The sequence below is a fragment of the Paraburkholderia sp. RL17-383-BIF-A genome, from assembly GCF_046028015.1.
Taxonomy (GTDB): domain Bacteria; phylum Pseudomonadota; class Gammaproteobacteria; order Burkholderiales; family Burkholderiaceae; genus Paraburkholderia.
This window is the reverse complement of the sequence record NZ_JARESR010000003.1, coordinates 185669-203706: the sequence shown is the minus strand read 5'-3', so window position 1 is coordinate 203706 and position 18038 is coordinate 185669. Positions and strand designations below refer to the sequence as shown.

Sequence of the window (18038 nt, the reverse complement as noted above, 5' to 3'; positions counted from 1 at the left end):
TATAGAGAGGATGCAGGCCGACGGCGCGCAAATGAACCCTCGCTTTTTCGGGGGTGTCCCGCATATCGTGTCGTGCGTATGAAACATGCCGGGCGAACAGCAAATTCCCCAGCGGGTCTGCCCCTCTGGCATCATTGCGGACTTCGTCAAGGAGTTGTCCGTGTCTCGGTTGACCGACCTGATTGCCCAAGCCAAAGCCAAAGATCAAAAATTAGGTGCCGATCTTGATCGAGAGATCAAGGCTCTGTCCTCGCGCTTGCCCTTTGGACTGAACTTCGAACGCCACCGCCCCGAAGCCGTTGAGTTGCCCCAGCGTCCTGTCCGTAAGGGAGACAAGGTCCGAGTTTTGCCGCCGCGCGGTACCGTCAAGGTCGACGATCACCGTTTGTGGCAGGTAAAGGCCATCCACAAGACCACGAAGCAAGCCGATTTGGTTCTGCAGGGTCTCGGCAGTATCGAGACACAGACGGTTGCGCTGGATGATTTAATGGTGGTGGCCGAGTTCAGCGACACGATACACCCTGGCCTTGTCAGTACCGGTAAGGTCCAGCGCGGCGGTGACAAGCCGTTCCATAGCGTCATCAACGGTGAGAATTATCACGTCCTCAATGCGTTGACCTACACACACCGGGGCAAAATCGACGCGATCTATATAGACCCGCCGTACAACACGGGGGCGAAGGACTGGAAGTACAACAACGATTACGTCGAAGGCGACGATCTATATCGCCATAGCAAGTGGTTGGCAATGATCGAGCGGCGCTTACTGACCGCGAAGGAACTGCTGAACCCGGACAATTCCGTGCTCATCATCACCATAGATGAGAAGGAAGTGCATCGACTGGGTCTGCTTCTTGAGCAAGTGTTCCCGGAAGCCGCAATTCAAATGTGCACCATCGTTATCAATCCGAGCGGTACGTCCCGAGGCCTCCTCTCTCGGGTTGAGGAGTATGCGTTCTTTGCGTTTTTCGGTGCTGCATCGCCTTGCCGTGTGGCGGACAATCTTCTTACCGAAACATCCGCAAATTCCGAAAGCTTGACGTGGGAATCCCTGCTGCGCCGAGGCAATACGTGGTACCGCCAACTCCGACCTAATCTCTGCTATCCGGTCTTGATTGATCCGCAGTCCGGCGAGATAAAAGGTGTCGGGGCACCATTTGACGGGGCCGACGAAACTACGCGTCCAAGGATGATTAGGGGTTTAGATGCAGCGTGGCCCGTTAGAACCGACGGTCGGCTTGGTATCTGGAGAAAGGATGGTCCAGGCTTGATGAGGCTTGTCGACAAAGGCTTTGCCTACGCGACCGCACCGGACGAAAAGCGTGGCACTTGGTCCATCAAGTATCTAATGTCAGGAACAACGAACGCCATCGAAGCCGGCACAGTACAAGTTGAGCGTACCGGGGAGCGGGGCCAAGTTGTGGCAAAGGGCGGTAGCAACGGCGGCGCCATCGTTAAAACTGTTTGGAATAGGGCAGCTCACAATGCAGGCATGCATGGGAGCGCGCTTCTGCGGGCATTGCTGCCAGGACGCTCGTTTCCCTTCCCCAAAGCATTGTATGCGGTTGAAGATGCTCTGCGCGCGGTAATCGCATCGAAAAAAGACGCGATCGTACTTGATTTCTTCTCGGGATCAGGCACGACGGCCCACGCTGTTATGCGCCTGAACCGCCAAGACGATGGACGCCGCCAGTGCATCTCGGTGACGAACAACGAGGTGGCAGCGGACGAGCAGAAGGCATTGAGAGAAAGGAGCTTGCGCCCCGGCGATCCAGAATGGGAGCACTACGGCATCTGCGACTTCATCACGAAGCCACGCGTCAAAGCTGCAATTACCGGACAGACTCCGGATGGCCAAGCCATCAAGGGCGACTACAAGTTCATCGACGAATTCCCGATGGCCGATGGCTTCGAGGAGAACGCCGAGTTCTTCACTTTGACCTACGAAACCCCCGTCGCCGTCAGCCACGGCTTAGCCTTTGGCCGAATTGCCCCGCTGCTCTGGTTGCGGGCCGGAGCCCGCGGTCAACGCATCGACAAGTTGCCCGGCGATGGTTGGGCCGTCGTGGATGCCTACGGTGTGTTGACCGACGTGGACGCAGCGACTCCCTTCATCAAGGCGGTCAAGCTGGCCAGCAGCATCACCATAGCTTACATCGTCACTGACGACGACCGGCGCTATCAAGCGATAGCACGCCGTCTGCCGTACGGTGTCGAACCGGTGCGCCTCTACGAATCCTATTTGACCAACTTCAGCTTTACCCACGGAGACTGACGGATGAAGTTCACTCTCAAGGAATACCAGCGCGATGCCGTTCGCGAAGCCTTGGCCAATCTCGGCAAGGCACGTAGGTACTGGCGCGGTGAGAGGGACAAGACCGCCTTCTCGCTCACCGCCGTCACGGGCGCAGGTAAGACTGTCATGGCCGCTGCGGCGTTCGAGGCGCTGTTCCACGGGGACGAGGAATTCGGCTTCGAGCCTGATGCCGGTGCCGTCGTAATCTGGTTCAGCGATGACCCGTCTCTGAACGAGCAGACCCGCTTCCGACTGATGGAAGCCAGCGACCGTATCAACCACACCGACATGGTTGTCGTTGAAAACACATTCAATCGGTTCAAGTTTGAAGCGGGGAAGATTTACTTCCTCAATACACAGAAGTTGGCCAAAAACAGTTTGTTAGTGCGCGGCTTCGATCAGGAAGAACTCCAAGCAAAAGCGGGCGACCTGCTGCCCGAAACCCGTCCGGATCTGCGGGCCTATACGATCTGGGACACCATCCAGAACACCATCGAAGATCCGGACCTGACTCTGTACTTGGTGCTCGACGAAGCGCACCGTGGCATGGGCAATTCCACTACGGCCAGCCAGAATGCCAAAAGCACCATCGTCCTTCGTTTGATCAACGGCGCCGGTGGCGTGCCCGGCATTCCGGTCGTCCTAGGCATATCCGCTACAGTCGATCGATTCAACAAGGCAATGGAAGGCGCCGCGAAACGCGTGAAGCTGGATAACGTGACCGTGGACACGACGAAGGTACAGGAATCCGGCCTGATCAAAGACACGATATTGCTCGACATTCCGGAAGAGGCTGGCGAGTTCGATACAGTATTGGTCCGTCGTGCGACCGACAAGCTGAAGGATTCCACGCAAGCGTGGAGCGAGTACGCAAAGCAGCAGGACGAATCACACACAGTCCTCCCGCTGATGGTATTGCAGGTGCCGAACACGCCGGATCCGAACGAGATCGGACGCGCGCTGGACACCATCTATGCACGCTATCCGGAATTACCGCCCGGCAGCGTGGCACATGTGTTCGGGGACCACACCACGCTGCGCTTCGGCAACCGTGACGTACCCCACATCGAGCCGCAGCGAGTTCAGGAATCAGACTGGGTACGAGTCCTCGTCGCCAAAGACGCGATCAGCACAGGTTGGGATTGCCCGCGTGCCGAAGTGATGGTGTCGTTCCGCGCAGCCAGTGATCGCACACACATTACGCAATTGCTTGGTCGCATGGTGCGTTCGCCTCTTGCTCGCCGCATCCCCGGTAACGAAAGATTGAACACGGTCGACTGTTTGCTGCCGAAGTTCGACCGAAAAACAGCAATGAGCGTAGTCGATGCGTTGATCAGCGGCGACGATACGCAGGCAGCGACCCCGGGTCGTATCCTGATCGATTACGTTGAGGTCAAGCCAAATCCCGACGCGCCTCCATCGGTGTGGCAAGCATTCGAGGCCCTGCCGTCGCAGACCCGTCCGCAACGTGGCGCGAAGCCAGCCAAGCGCCTTACTGCGCTGGCGCACGAGTTGGCATCGGACGGGATTCTGCCGAACGCGGGCAAGTTGGCCCATGCAGCATTGCACGAAGCACTCGACAAGTTTCAGGGAGACAATCGGGAGACAATCGAGGCCAGGCGCGAGACGGTGCAGACGGTGGACGGGCGGACCGTCCGGGCGGATCTGCGAGACAAAGCCAAGAGCTTCAACCAGTTGTGGGAAGAAGATGCTGATGCTGCGGCCATCGCCGATGTTTATCGACGCGCGACGCATATCCTTATGCCTGACATCGCACGTACCTACGTTGATCATCTCGCCTACAAAGTGGCCGATCCGAATCAAGATCCCGAGGAGTTCCTAGAAGCTATCGTTGAAGCGCGCGTCACCGTGGCCGGCCTAGGCCTTGTGACCGAACTCCAAACTTACTTTGACAGCGCGGCTGATCGCCTAGTGAAGATGTGGATGACGCAATACGGAGCACAGATTAAGGCGTTGAATGACGACCGCAAGGAATCGTACCGTCAGATCGTCGAGATGAGCGCGGATCCGCAGGACGTGGAGTTGATCAAGCCGGAAGCGCGGTTTGAGCCGACGAAGGCTCGTGATGGCGACACACTGTCGGAGCTACCGATGTGGAAGAACCATTTGCTCTGCGTTAAGGGCGGTGGGTATCCGGCCGAACTGAACGCTTGGGAGACAACGGTGCTTGAGACCGAATCCCGCCGCAAGGACTTCCGCTTCTGGTATCGCAACCCGCAGCAGCCGGGTCAATCGTCGTTGGGAGTGGCCTACCTGTCTGACGGGCAATATCGGATGGTCCGCCCGGACTTCATCTTCTTTGCTGCGCTCGACGACGGAACTGTGGTCGCGGATCTCGTGGATCCGCATGGCACGCAGTTTAGCGATGCGATCCCGAAATTGCGTGGGCTTGCGCAGTATGCGCAAACCCATGGGACGGCCTACCGTCGTATCGAAGCTGTGGCCGAGGTAAGCGGCAAATTACGTCGGCTTGACTTGACGCGCGACGACGTTCGAGCGGCCATTGAAACGCTGAACGGTGGCGATGTAACGGCGCGAAGCTTATTTGCGGGGAGCTTGGCGAGTGATTATCTCTGACGCCAGCGTAGTAGTGACAGAAATCCATGTGAGTGCGGTCATTGATCGACTGCACTCATGATGGAGCCGTATGCGCTTTTCTGCAGCGCACTTGGGCAACTGCCCGATCGACTAGATGCAGACGTAGCAGGGGGCGCGCGAGTGAATTGGGACTGCTTGCAGTTGTACCCAGCTGGGATGCGAACAGTCGGTAGAATGCGCGCTACGACCTGACGGCCTATTGGCACGCCCTCACGATATGAAATTAGATCGCCTTATCCTCCAGAACTTCAGATCGCATCAGCGCCTCGACCTTACTTTTGAGCCGAATGTGACGGTGCTTGTGGGTGACAACGGAGAAGGAAAGACGAGCGTGCTTGACGCAATTAGTCAGGTGTTCGGCCGTTTCCTGTCGAAATTGCCCGGGATAAAGGGTATTGCGCTAAGCGAAGCGGATCTCCGGATCGTATCCAACAACCGAAGCGCCCCTGGATTTCGCGCTTGGCTTGAACTCAATATCGAAGCAGAGGCAAAGTATCTCAGCGGGGTCGACGACAGAATTACCCCAACACTGTACGCCTCCCGCAGCCGACTCAGAGATGGGTCCGCCAAAACTCGCTTCCTCTTTCACAAGGATGCACCGATACCTGTTCCGGGCCGGGGAGCCTTCAAAGAGATCGACCGATTCGCCGACGCAATTGTGGCTGCCGAATTAGATGAATTGGACTATCGGATGCCGTTGATCGCGTACTACGGCACCGACCGCGCAGTGTTTGAGACCCCGCTTCGGCGTAGAAATTTTCGAACTCAATTTGCGCGATTCGATTGTTTCGACGGCGCTTTGAATGCGAACGCAAATTTCAAGCGCGTTTTCGAGTGGTTTCATGCAAAAGAAACGGAAGAGGTGCTGACTCAGAGAGAAATGCAATCATTTGCATATCGTGATCCAGAACTTAATGCCGTGCGTCACGCAATAGAAAACTTCTTTGAAGATTTCACGAATCCGCGTACGACTGTGCGCCCGCTGAGATTTGTTGTTGACAAGAAAGAGTCTTCAAAAAAGACTATAACTTTTGACCTAAACCAACTTAGCGATGGATATCGGACAACCCTTGCAATGGTTGCAGATTTGGCTTGCAGAATGGTCGAAGCCAATCCGCCTAGCGTAATGAAAAATCCATTGGAGGCGGAGGCCATAGTGTTGATTGATGAAGTGGATCTGCACCTACATCCGCGTTGGCAACAAAAGATTGTTCCCGATCTTTTGAAGGTGTTTCCAAACACGCAATTCATTGTGACGACGCATAGTCCCCAAGTGCTCACCACTGTAGAAGCTCGATCAATCCGGAAGTTAATTCCGGCAGGGAGCGTGACAGAGGTTCAAGTACCAAATTTTTCACTTGGTGCTCAAAGTGTGCAACTCCTCGAAGATATTCAGGAGGTCGACGCGCGTCCGCAGATTCCGATTATCGAGTCGTTCAGACGATATCGCAGTCTTGTCGAAAGCGACCAATGGGACAGCCCCGAGGCGCTTAAACTCCGCGCGGAACTAGACGAGTGGGCGGCAAATAAGGAACCAGAATTGAAGCGAATTGACATCGATATAAAGATGCGTAAATTCCGGCGAGGGAAGAAGTGAAGCGCGTACGAAAAGCCACCGATGCGCCAAATCTGCTTGACAGATTTTTTACAAAACGCCCAGATGCAGATTGGGACGAATTTAAAAAAAAATCTGCTCGCTATAATGAGACGACAGCACAAATTCGCGCTGACCAGAGAGGCATATGTGCGTATTGTGAAATTGATTTGCTAAAATCAATTTCATCAGACAAGGTTTCAGATTTTCGGGTTGAGCATTTTCATCCAAAATCGCCGCATACGCCGCCGCCGAATTGGGCTCTTGAGTGGACGAACCTGCTCGGAACGTGCCATGGTGGATCTCAAACAATGGTTGCAGATCCCACGAGATACACCGCACCGGATCTTTGCTGCGACGTTCCAAAGGGCAATAATGACTGGACAGCCGATATTTTAAATCCGTTGACGGATGTGCCAGCATTCCCCAGACTATTCAAATATCTGGAAGGCGACGGCTCGATGGATGTTGATTCGGATTTGTGCCCAGGCCCTGTGGCAGGAAAGGCAGATGAGACGATTAAACGATTGAATCTTAATGCTCCTCGGTTGACTCGCATGCGACAAGCAGTAATTGGAGCATTGAGAGACCAAATTGCTGCGTTGCTCGAAGTAGGAGAAACAGTGGAGGATGCATCCAGACAGGTTGCATGTGCCATGTTTCCGGCCGACCCAGATCAACAGTGGCAGGCATTCTTTACCTGCATAAGGTGGTACCTCGGCGCAGCGGCAGAGGAGCAACTAACGGAAATTGGATACAGCTAAGGGATCGCTGGGGCACTAAAGCGGTATCGCTGTCGACGCCGTCTTCGATCCGTCTGTATGCCGACATAAGCTCAGCCAAGGGCGGGGGATGTACGTACGGCTGGACCCGTCCATGCCGGGCCGCTCTGGCGCCGCCCGATGCCCAGACGCGATTGGCATATCTGTCGAAGCTATCATCAACCGATTGATTGAGTCGCAGAACACCGTCATAGCTAGACATGGATACGCTCTACCTCGTCCAGGCTCATGTCGTCGCGACGCCGGTCATAGAGCTGCGTAGTGCGCGTCGACGCGTGGTTGGCCATCGCCGCCGCGTTCTCGAGCGTGCCGCCGTTTTTCAGGTAAGTGGTGATGCCCGTTGCGCGGAACGTGTGGTTGCCGATCGCCGTGTCAATGCCTGCTGCGGCGGCCCGCCGGCGCACCATTGCGTATGCGTTCGCCTGCGGCAGCGGTGTCGCGCTCAGTTGCCCGGTACCGCGTGCGATTGTGCGGAACAGCGGCCCTTTCGGCTCGTTCGCAATGCCGGTGCCCTCAAAGTAGGCGTTCAGGTATGCCTCCAGCGTGTGATGACAGGGCATCGCGTGGAACTTGCCGCCCTTTTCATGCAGGCGCACCCACACCCGCCGCTGCTGCGAGTAGACATCGTCGACCCGCATTGTTAGCGCCGCGCCAATGCGCGCGAACGAAAATACCATCAGCGCAATCAGCGCGCGGTCGCGCAGGCCGATTGGCGTCGTCACATCGATGCTGTCCAGCAGCTGCCGCGCCTCGGTCGCATCGAGCACCGGAGTTTTGCCCTTTTTCGTGGTGTGGCTGGGGCCCCGCACGGAAGCCGCCGGGTTGTGCGGGACGATCTGGCCCATGACGAGCCAGTCAAAGAGATGCCGGAGCGCCGCGAGCTGCTGCTTGACGGTCGGCGCCGACAGCGTCTGCGTCTGCCGCTCGATCCAGGCGGCCACGTGTAATGGCTGCACCGCGGTAATCGACGTCACGCCAACGCCGGCAGACCACGCGAGAAAATCCCCGGCCGCGCGCGCGTACGCACGCCGCGTGTGCGGGTTGCGGATCGCCGAGGCGAAAAACTCCAAGAAGCACACGCCAGCACGCTCGCCGGCGGCAGTGACCAGCACCGGCATGGAAATGGCATCGAGCGCGACAAGCGGATTCACAGCGAAAACGCCTTGTTCAGATCCACCTCGAGGCCTGCGGCCTTGAGCTCGCGAGCCAAGGCCAGTTTCCAGCCCCCGCCGCCGTCCATCTTTTCCCAGACGACACCGACATAATCGCTGGGGAGCTCGACATCACCGCGCTTGAGGGCACACACCTTGTTGCGGCCGAGACGGCCGATGAAATATCCAAGCTCAAGCAGCACGTTCTGTCGAGCACGCGGCTTCAGCTCTTCCTCCTTGAGGCTGCGCCCCAGATCGTCCGGGGTCAGAAGCACCACGGCGAAACCCACATCGCTGTTGGCTTCGAACTTCTCGATGACCGTGCCACCCTGGTTCGCCTGCTCGTGCAGGATGATGGGCTCGAAGTCCATCGCTTTCAGAAAACGGGCAACCGTCTCGCGTGCCTCCCCGTCGTGGCCGTGAACGACGAACACACGTCGAGTAAGAGCCGGCTTCTCTGCGACGAGAGCATCCGATGCGGGCGTTACGTCGTGCTGCACATCGGACAGATCTTCGCGCAAGACACGCTGACCTTCCTGCAGCAGCGCGACCGAATGTTCGATCTTTCCCTTCACCCCTTCTTGATATTCTCGTGGCGGGGTTAATGGGCCATATCCCGTCATCGAAATGACCATCGGCGACCACGACAACGACGTAGCCTCCACAAATCGCCTAAACGTCGAGGTATCTTCGCCAAAGCAACGTACTAGCGTGTCTTTGATAGCAGCAGACAGCGCTTGTAGCTCCGGCGAATCACCTTTGGGGACAGTGGCAAGGTCAAATGCCCGCAATTCCTTAATGCGCTCGTCCAACCGCTGGATACCGCGCTCGATCTGGGCCGGTGTAAGGTCCAGCTTGGGCGCAGGGGCACGCGGCGCGGCAGGTTTTCGAGTGGCCATAGGGTCTCTTCATATATTTGATAAAGGACATTATCAAATATAAGCGTACATCGCCTTTAGGGTGGCACGTCCAGCTGTGTGCGTGACAATAAAGGGCCGGCACGGGAAGATACTGGACAGAACGTGAGCGCCGTCAACGACAGCCCCTAACATCAAGGAGAACCAGGTTCCAGCCAGCAGGCATCGCTTGCGCCGAAACTTTTCGCGGACGCGAAAGCTAGCAATGCTGCAGGATTATCGGCGCGCTGAAGAACTCCCGCTACGCTCAACAGCGCCCAAGTGCGCTGAACAACTCCCGGGGGAAGCTGCCATAAAACCGCTGATCTAGGTGTCTTAAGCGTGCACGGAGTGTGCGGCCTGCTTGTCAGCGCGATCGAGATCCAGCAAGCCGCCGCTTTCAAAATCGGCCAAACGTCGAATCCGAGTCAGCATTGCAAGTATGACCTTCGTCGAAACCACGATGTTTGGTGAATACTCGTTCAACAAACGCAACTCTGCTTCGATGCCTAATGCAATGCCGATTTCCTCTGTTTTGCCATACAAGAATCCGACATTGTCCGGCGAGAGAGGCAGTTGATCATCGCGCTTCGTCGATAAGTCTGCTTTTTTCAATTTTTGCGAATTCAGAAGCTGGTTAAGCATCCTTTCGGCCGATACCAACGTCTCTTCAGCTTGCAGGTAGCATCGAACGGTGCGAGCAATACTCTCGCCAACCGACTCCAGAGCTTCGATCTTTATTTCCCCAGGTGACGCATATCGGATCTGCTTGATCTCCAAGTCATGAAGGGACGGCACCAGCCCTTTTAACGCCTCAAACAAATTGATTCTGCTATACCCCCCCGTCCATGGGGATGTGAGATATCTGCTTACTCGTCCACCCAGATTCGTGACAAATCGTGGCTTAGTGCAGTAAAAGAACGCATACAACTGCGAATAGATCTTAGAGAACCTGTCCAGGTCAGCGAAGAACCATTGGCCGTCAATCGGCACCTCAAACGATGTCGGATTGAGTTCCTTTGTCAAGGAAATGTCGGGGGCCAACTCCTCGTCGAACACCGACTCATCCGTAGGCAGGTACTCTTCAATCTCCGCTAACGTGCTTGTGACATCTTTGATGCTCCGATGATGCGAGCGTCCCTTAAAGACACCTTCATCGGTAAATACATCCTGAAAGGTAGTATCAACAATAAACCGCCGGGGAGCTTGCAGCACAAGCGTGCGAAGTGCCGACGCCTTTGTCAGATAGGCGACCAAAAGCGGACGTGCTACAGGAAACAGCAACCACCGCTGGACCTGCTGACCGTCGGTGTCGCACCACAAATAGAGCCAGTTTCGCTGCGCATCGCGGAAAAGCGATAGCACCGGACCTTCGAGGTAAAGAAGGTCGCAGATATAACTATGACTGTCGATGACAGAGATTGACTCACGGGGAGCGTTGATCTTTCTCACAGCGGAAGCCTCGCATGCTCAGCAACGGCCTCGGTCCCCGAGAAACTCTGAAACTCGAAAAAGTCAAAGTGCCCGGTTGTGTTAGGCAACGTGCACACCCCGTCCGCACTCGAGATTTTCAGTGCGATGAAGTGGTCGCCGACGTTCTTGAGGAATTTGGGCGACGTCGCGAGCACCTTTTTCGCCTTCCTTGTTAGCGCGTCGAGTGATTCGAACACGGAGAGCGAATATCCAGTGCAGCACTGCGTGATAGGTTGCCCAGCGTGGGTTCGCTCCGGCTGAATCTTCGCAACCGGCAACCAATTATGCGCATGTTTGATATCGCCGAATGCAAACCGAAATCCAACGATGTCGAGCCCCTGTACACCTTGAGGCGGACAGCCGTCCACCTCCCTAATCTCCGTCCCGTACCGGAGTACGACTTTGACGTCGTTTGAAGGGGCGGGTTCGGAAGCTTGATCCGCAACGGGCGAGGCCGCCGGGCGGGCAGCCTGAACTTGCGCTATGCCCTCGTTTTGATTTGTATTCATTTTTTAGGTCACGCCAATCGCTGATTTGTCCGCAGTCGAACTGTAGACATCGGTCTCTCTCGCGCGACAGTATAACGCGATCCACCATTTCAATCCTTACAACGCAGCAAACCTGCTCCGCAATCTCGATAAGCGCCCAGTCATGTTGGCCCTAGGTCACCCGATATCGTTCGTGCTTACGCGGTCTTTAGCCCTTCCCAGAGCGCCTGATTGACATAAAGACTGATGTAGCTCGAGTCCAACCTTAGCAGGACTGCTTTTTTCGTATTTTGCGGTCCAGTTTCCTCACCTGCTTCTCTAGCGCCTCGATCTTGGCGAGATGGGGCCATAGCTCATCCATGATACGGTCCTCCCGTTCCTGTAGTTGCTTGACCGCGAACGCGTATTCCCGTTCGTACCTCTGTCTCGCGACCCGTGTATCGGACCATGCACGGTTTAGGGGCTCGCTTTGTTTTCGGAGCCTGCGCAACTCGCGTATCGCGGTCTTCAGCTGTGCCTCATCAGCCAATTCGGCGGCCAGGTCGGGATTCATCATGGGTCTTTTGTGCGCGGCTCGCGATGGAGAATCGCACCCTGACTAGGTGTTGCGAACGACGCTTTATCCATCTGAAGTCAGAGTGATGCATCTCGCGAAAGCCATCATGAACCAATCGATCCCGTCACAGTACACCATCATAGCTACACGTGAATACGCTCCGTCTCGTAAAGGCTGACGTCCTCGTGATGCGCGATCGCGCGGAACGTGTGTATGACGATCTTCGTCACGATGCCAGTCGCGGCTGCGTGACACTAGACCTTGGCGTAGCCGGTCGCCTGCGACATGGAAGTATCGCTCGGCTACCCGGTACAACGTGCGATCGTCCGGAACAGAGGCCCGGTGGATTGGCATACATTGCGGTACCGTCGAGGCACACATCGAGCATGATGACACGGCATCGCGCGGAGGCGCACCACAGGCGCCCATGCTGCACATAAACCTCGATGTAGCTTGCGTCAGCCTTTTTCCGGTGGCGGCCCGCTACACTGACTCCAATATCCAACCATTCACGGAGGATCGTCGTGCGCACCGTTACGTTGAGCGTTGATTGCCGAGATGCTTTTTCAGAACGGGTCGTCGCCGCGATTAAAGGCGAGCCGCAAGGCGCACGCGTCACGTTCGCGTCAATCGATTTGCTGCTTGAGACACTCACACCCAGACGCTGGGCGATCCTGAAGTTGATGACTGGCGCCCGGCCGCAATCCCGTCATGAGCTTGCGCGCCGAACAGACCGCGACGTGTGGGCGATCGGTCAGGACGTTCAGGCGCTGCTAAACGTCGGGGTACTCGAGCGGCAAGCCGACGGCACCGTCGTGTTTCCGCACGACAACATGCGCGTGGATTTCATGCTGATATAGGGGGTGTGGGCCCCATTACCTGCGAGATCCACTCCCTAGCAAACCTCAGATGGAGGACGACAAATGGCTCTGGTGTTCACCACCTGGTTCGCGCGTCCATCACAGAGGCGCTACGTCTTCAGCACTTTTCTTCGTATGACGACCCGCTTTGGCGGGACACGACCGCTAACGTGCTTCGACCGCGGCCGTTTCCTTATGAAGACCCGAGGACCGATCATCTGCAACGCCTGTCGTTCTTCACGGATACGCTCGGCTAGTCGTCGACGGGTTTGCCGCTTGCGATTGTTTGCGCGGCCGACATCTACCGCTTGCCCCAAACTTGCCACCAGCTCCTCAAAAAGCTGCTTCTCCATTGCATCCTCTTCGGTGCTGAACACCTTGCGCGGTTGAAAAAATTTAGCGGCTAAATTTCGTCCTGGCTCACTCGCGTTTAGCGGCTAAATTCCTGATCTCCACTCCCTCACGAGTTCCAGCATGGCATCGATCTTATAGCCCGTACCGACGCTGCGCAGATGCCGAAACACGGTCAACGGCCGCCCCAACCGCGACTTCCCCTCCAGCAGAGGCCCCCTGCAAATCAGTTGGTGGTTTCTACGCAGCACGTCCTCCATCGTGGACGTCCATTGTTGACTGTTATCGGCGGTGGCCGACTGGCATCGCAGAGCGAGACCCATAGTTGAGCGCGAAGCGCGAACGAGCGAAAGTGATGCAGGACTGCGCGCTTGCGCGTAGGCCTGCATCACCTATCTTGCCCGGGTTCTTCCCGAGAAGAACCGAGAAGAATTTAATCACGCCACCACGAAACGGCAAAGACGACTGGGTCAAACGACGCGAGACGCTCAAATTGATCGCAGAAATGCCGTCTTCATCCTGATGGCACGGGGATTCAGTGATTCTTGCTCGCGCCCATCGGGCGTTTGTCTTGAATGTGCTACGCGTTTTTTTCCCTTGAACTCGCGAGACACTATTCGAGAAGCTGCTTCGCTTTCCCCTTCGTGCCCGACGCCGCTCCGTTTTCAAAGACTTTAGCGGCTAATTTTTTCGTCAAGCCTTTCGCGCAAGCTCGAGCATCGCGCTCTGCATTGTATTGATCCGGTCAAGGACGCCATGAATTACGCGGCGCATATGGTCGGGGTCCTCGTTTTTGAGCTTCTCGCTGTTCGTCAGCCATAGCTTCAACAGTCCGCCGAGGCGCCCCTGATCCCCGTTGATCTTCGCGAGCTGCAAAACGAGCTGGGCGTCAATGACCCCCTGAATCTTGTAGCCCATACCGACATTGCGCAGATAGCGTGAAACGCTCAACCCAGCATCGCGTGCGTTTGCCTCTATCTGCGCCTTTTCTTCCGGCAGACACCAGACGCGAATCGGTTGGTGTTCTCTACGCGGCACTTTGTCCATTTTGGCGTTCACCGTTGTTGGTTTTCGGCGGTAGCCGACCTGCTTCGCAGAAGCAATATCCTCGGCGAGCGCGAAGTGCGAGTCGGTGATGTGATGTAGGCCTACGCGCTTGTGCGTAGGCCTACATCACCTGTCTTGCCCGGGTGCACAACGATAAATATTTCGTCGGCTATCAAGACGGAATCGAAACCTCCGCGCACCACGAACAACGTAGCGATAATTGAAAGGCGGGTGCAAGTCTACGCACTGTTGCAACAGATATTGAACGCCGACATCCTGATTCCTTCGCGGTATTACATCGTTGCCATGCTCTATGCTATTTGCCCGCCTCATCCCTTCCTCTGCGACATGTGCGTAACAGTTCGAGGCACAACGCCATCATCGTGACCTGTATGCTCCCTGCGACCAAGTTCCTTGACGTAGCGGCGGAAGGCTTGATAACTGCATTGAACCGCTTCGTCACAATGCAACGTTTTGTATATCGCCAGCATTGACCAGCCATCATCCAGCGCGGATTGAATCTGCCCCCGCAAGACGAGAAATCGCGCACGGTTCGCATGCTGGGGAGGGCTATCTGGATTAGCCAGCATCCTTGCAGCGATTCGCTCCGATAATGTTTGGATGCTCACTTCGCTTCTCCCGTGGCGCTAGGACCTGATAAAAGTTCGGCAACGAATTCAGTCGAAAAGTACATACGTCGTCCGATATACCGTTTGCTGGCGTTTAAGGATATGAACCATGGCTCGTTCGAATTAAGGAGAGCCATGCGGAGTCCTTCGGGTTTCCTGCTTAACGTTTCTGCCAGTTGTTCCAACGTCATCACCGCCCCGTACCGTGCCTGCAGAAATTGGAGTGTTGTTTCCATGCTTGGCCTAAAAGGGGTAACCATGTTCAACCTTGATTATTATTGGCAAGAACGAGGTAAACTTCGCGGTCAGAACTTTTAAATTTTTTTACACCTCCGAGGTCTCGCAAATGCGCCCCGTAGATCAGCCCACAAAATCCGAGGAATTGCGTAGGCGCTGCTTGATGACGGTCACTTTTATGTGCGAAGTGATACGGCGGTCGGGCTCGGCAAATCCGAATCAGTTCGGTCGGTGGTTCGACGCGGAAACAACGTCTTGGACTTACGCGCCGAAAGCCGCTGCCAATGCGAACGCGAAGAGCGGACAGGTAAAGGCGACTCTGGGACAGAAAAAGTGGTATCGGCTTGCTAAGGGGGAATTCCCTCTTTCCAGAACCGCTCTAGGCCACCTCGCGAGACTATTTCCAGACACCTACAACGCCTTCTGGAATGGTCCGGATCAGCTTTGGCGGGCATTGTGGGCACCACCAGAGGATCTCTGGATGATCTGCGGCGCGAACGTGTATGAGTCGCCGTTTCCGGATCCTGATGAAGAACCGTGGTGCTTCACCGGCAACGCCTTACCTTACGACGAGTCCCTGTATAACTTCGAGGCATCGTTACTAGGCCGACAATTGGTCTCCGGGGCTCTGCTAGAACTGCACGACCTGGCTGAATCCATCGCGATGTATCGACTACACCAAACCGTCAATCGGCTAGCGAAAACTGATGGGATCGGGGCTTATCGATGCGTACGTATGTGCCTGGACGCACCCGAAATTCGCTGGCATCTGCACTCGCTCGGCGTGTTCGCAGAATTCAGCTTGTACGATGCCATCAACGACGAGCTGACCTCGACAGAGCTTGATCGGCTGAGACATGAGCCATCGTATCGCGTGTCGATCGGCGCGGAAGACATCGAAGCGTACGTCAGGAATCCTAGTGCGCTTTGCTCCAGCGAGCAGAGAATGGAGCTTCTCCACATCGCGCCATAGTAGGTATGGAAACGCGGTGCCGCGGCACACTGACCAATATCCCGCGCGCGATGCCAAGCCACTCGCACTAGTGGCCACACGGTTCCTGCAAACCGGCACCGGGACCGCCTAAACGCTCAACGACAGACCGTCAACTCTCAATGGCCATCTGTCACGCGTCCCATAGGTCATCTGTCACGCAGCTGAAGTTTTTAACCCACTCCTAAACCGCAGCTGGATCTCAAACAATATTGACCGCCGCCATCGAGCCAAATAATCCACAACTCTGTCCGCGCCGAGTCGTTAAAGAATATAAAAGTTAAAAAATCGCGCGCGCGCGTTACACCGTCGACACCGAGTACAAGAACGACGTCCGGCCTGAGGGTTGCTATTCGGCCGGTGGGTGAAACTACGATCCGCTGGTGTGCGAAAACACGTATCTATCCACAGCTTTTGGTGGGCGATAACACGCGTCTCTTGCAAATCAATCCCTTACTCGGTGGGTGATAACACGATAGCTCCCACGTCGGTGCCTTTGCCTATGAGAGCTCGTGCGAGCTTGCGATTGTCCCTCGTGTAAATGGTCACGGTATCCCGCACATTGAGAAACAACCGGTATTCTGGTAACGAATCGGCCAACACGATCTCTCTCAGCATCCGGCGAAATTCCTTCAGGCTCGCCTTGCTCCCGGCCTTTCTTCGCAACAGGTCGAGTCCGATTTGCGCGGTAGGCTGATGACCGCAGTGCTTGCGAGCTAGCTCGTATAGTCGTCGCTCTAGCGGCTTTCTGAGCGAAAAATATGCCTTATGCAACGTGAGCACCTCAAATGAGCGAATGGCGTTGAACAGCCAATCCGACAGTACCACCTCAATGGCTGACATCGTCTCGGGTCGGTCGCACCTCGATACAGTCGTCCATCGCTCGATAAGATTAAAGGTATCTTCGATTCGTACACCGCCTGTTGCGATGTTCGTCTTTATGGATGTTCCATGCAGTCGATCCAACGACGTTGCAAGGGCCTTATATTCGGCACCGCTGGTCCCTCTGCCCGTCGCCTTGAGGAAATCGTATGCAGTGAAGCGAATCTTACGAGTGTAGACGTCCGCCTGCCGACGCTCGGCACCAGCAACGAGCTGGGAAGTCAGGTAGATGAGCACGTCCTTGTCATGTTGCGTTGCGCGGCCAAGTACGCTTGGAGTTACCGTAACGCGACGAGTGCCGTCTTGGCTTTCCCATTGACCTATCGACAAGTCGGGTCGCGTGGAGAGTGAATAAATCGGCACCTCCATGCTGGCGATATCGGCCTTTAGTGCGCAACCGAGACGATCGGCGATGAAAAAGTCTCGCCGTGCGCGGCGGCCCGTTAGCTCCTCCTCCGGGGCGGCATAGTCACGAGCGCGCAACTTCAAGCCCTCGTTCGCGACCGCATATCAGAGTGCTCTCTCTCAGAAAGCCGCTTTTGCTTTGCAAGCTGTTCCGCTTTGGTGGGCCTCCCCCGGCGAGGCCGTTGACCGGCCATCGATTCGTCCTGCGACGCCGTGCTGCCCGCGACGTGACTAGCTAGCCAACTCTCGACATCCTCGATCCGCCACAACAGGCGTTTGGTGCCGGGGATTCGGCAAATGGGAGGAAGTGCGGTCGGATTGCGCGTGGCGTCGCTGCGAATACTCGCTACAGACTTGCGCAAAAAGTGGGAAAGCTGGTCGACTGTGAGCAAAGCTTGCATGAATAGTGGCCGGTTCGGGCCACGTTCAATTCATGCACATGGCCGCAGTGGTTTGCTGATGCACGCAAGATTCGTCGGTCGAGACATTTTGCTCACGGTCTTTTCCGAGCAAATTTTTTACACCTTCGCCGGCACCACGCGTACCCAAGCCGTTGCCACAAATTCCCCACACACAGACTGCAAAACTCTGCTTCAGAATGCAAAACAACGCACTACATCGCAAGACGTAGTGCGTTGTTTCTAAAGAAAAACTTGGTGGAGAGGAGGAGGATCGAACTCCCGACCTTCGCATTGCGAACGCGACGCTCTCCCAGCTGAGCTACCCCCCCCAACGTGCAAATAATTCTAGCACAGGCATTTTCCGTTTTGCCAAGCCGCAC

Annotated in this window: 14 protein-coding genes and 1 tRNA gene; 6 read left to right on the top strand and 9 right to left on the bottom strand. The window is 55.9% G+C overall.

Annotated elements, in window-relative coordinates; all coding sequences use genetic code 11:
- The first annotated feature begins 85 nt into the window (after positions 1-85).
- The 4 genes from P0D71_RS04990 (at position 86) to P0D71_RS04975 (ending at position 7273) form a co-directional block, all read left to right on the top strand.
- On the top strand, positions 86-2275 hold the full coding sequence (locus P0D71_RS04990; protein ID WP_408479390.1) for a site-specific DNA-methyltransferase: 2190 nt from the start codon (positions 86-88) through the stop codon (positions 2273-2275).
- A 3-nt stretch (positions 2276-2278) separates the two neighbouring features.
- Positions 2279-4894 carry a DEAD/DEAH box helicase gene (locus P0D71_RS04985; RefSeq protein WP_408479389.1) on the top strand — a complete coding sequence of 872 codons (2616 nt, stop codon included), beginning with the start codon at positions 2279-2281 and terminating at the stop codon, positions 4892-4894.
- A gap of 238 nt (positions 4895-5132) precedes the next feature.
- Positions 5133-6512, top strand: a complete 1380-nt coding sequence (locus P0D71_RS04980) for an AAA family ATPase (protein WP_408479388.1) — start codon at positions 5133-5135, stop codon at positions 6510-6512.
- The gene (locus P0D71_RS04975; protein WP_408479387.1) at positions 6509-7273 is read left to right on the top strand and encodes a retron system putative HNH endonuclease; all 765 of its coding nucleotides are present in this window, start codon (positions 6509-6511) and stop codon (positions 7271-7273) included. The genes P0D71_RS04980 and P0D71_RS04975 overlap by 4 nt, the downstream gene beginning before the upstream one ends.
- Before the next feature lie 212 nt (positions 7274-7485).
- Here P0D71_RS04975 and P0D71_RS04970 read toward each other — a convergent pair whose 3' ends face one another.
- The 5 genes from P0D71_RS04970 to P0D71_RS04950 all read right to left on the bottom strand — a co-directional run bounded on the left by P0D71_RS04970 (position 7486) and on the right by P0D71_RS04950 (position 11855).
- Complete coding sequence (locus P0D71_RS04970) at positions 7486-8409, bottom strand: tyrosine-type recombinase/integrase (RefSeq protein ID WP_459252299.1); 924 nt, start codon at positions 8407-8409, stop codon at positions 7486-7488.
- A gap of 29 nt (positions 8410-8438) precedes the next feature.
- Positions 8439-9341, bottom strand: a complete 903-nt coding sequence (locus P0D71_RS04965; RefSeq protein ID WP_408479385.1) for a TIR domain-containing protein — start codon at positions 9339-9341, stop codon at positions 8439-8441.
- A 333-nt stretch (positions 9342-9674) separates the two neighbouring features.
- Complete coding sequence (locus P0D71_RS04960; protein ID WP_408479384.1) at positions 9675-10790, bottom strand: hypothetical protein; 1116 nt, start codon at positions 10788-10790, stop codon at positions 9675-9677.
- The gene (locus P0D71_RS04955; RefSeq protein WP_408479383.1) at positions 10787-11320 is read right to left on the bottom strand and encodes a hypothetical protein; all 534 of its coding nucleotides are present in this window, start codon (positions 11318-11320) and stop codon (positions 10787-10789) included. Before P0D71_RS04955 ends, P0D71_RS04960 begins: the two co-directional genes overlap by 4 nt.
- A 244-nt stretch (positions 11321-11564) precedes the next feature.
- Positions 11565-11855 carry a hypothetical protein gene (locus tag P0D71_RS04950; RefSeq protein ID WP_408479382.1) on the bottom strand — a complete coding sequence of 97 codons (291 nt, stop codon included), beginning with the start codon at positions 11853-11855 and terminating at the stop codon, positions 11565-11567.
- 524 nt (positions 11856-12379) lie between these two features.
- Between P0D71_RS04950 and P0D71_RS04945 the strand changes: the two genes are divergently transcribed.
- Positions 12380-12715 (top strand): HVO_A0114 family putative DNA-binding protein, encoded by a 336-nt coding sequence (locus tag P0D71_RS04945; RefSeq protein WP_408479381.1) that lies wholly within the window; start codon positions 12380-12382, stop codon positions 12713-12715.
- A 1044-nt stretch (positions 12716-13759) separates the two neighbouring features.
- On the opposite strand, the gene traJ is transcribed toward P0D71_RS04945, so the two are convergent.
- Positions 13760-14113, bottom strand: coding sequence for a conjugal transfer transcriptional regulator TraJ (traJ, locus tag P0D71_RS04940; RefSeq protein WP_408479380.1), 354 nt, complete (start codon positions 14111-14113; stop codon positions 13760-13762).
- A gap of 329 nt (positions 14114-14442) precedes the next feature.
- A complete protein-coding gene (locus P0D71_RS04935; RefSeq protein WP_408479379.1) occupies positions 14443-14742 on the bottom strand; it encodes a TraK family protein in 300 nt (99 codons plus the stop codon).
- A 400-nt stretch (positions 14743-15142) separates the two neighbouring features.
- On the opposite strand from P0D71_RS04935, the gene P0D71_RS04930 reads away from it, so the two are divergent.
- On the top strand, positions 15143-15952 hold the full coding sequence (locus P0D71_RS04930) for a hypothetical protein (protein ID WP_408479378.1): 810 nt from the start codon (positions 15143-15145) through the stop codon (positions 15950-15952).
- A gap of 471 nt (positions 15953-16423) precedes the next feature.
- Here P0D71_RS04930 and P0D71_RS04925 read toward each other — a convergent pair whose 3' ends face one another.
- Together P0D71_RS04925 and P0D71_RS04920 are read right to left on the bottom strand one after the other, a co-directional pair.
- A complete protein-coding gene (locus tag P0D71_RS04925; protein WP_408479377.1) occupies positions 16424-17341 on the bottom strand; it encodes a replication initiator protein A in 918 nt (305 codons plus the stop codon).
- Between the two features lie 570 nt (positions 17342-17911).
- Positions 17912-17987 (bottom strand) — tRNA-Ala (locus tag P0D71_RS04920).
- Positions 17988-18038: the final 51 nt, after the last annotated feature.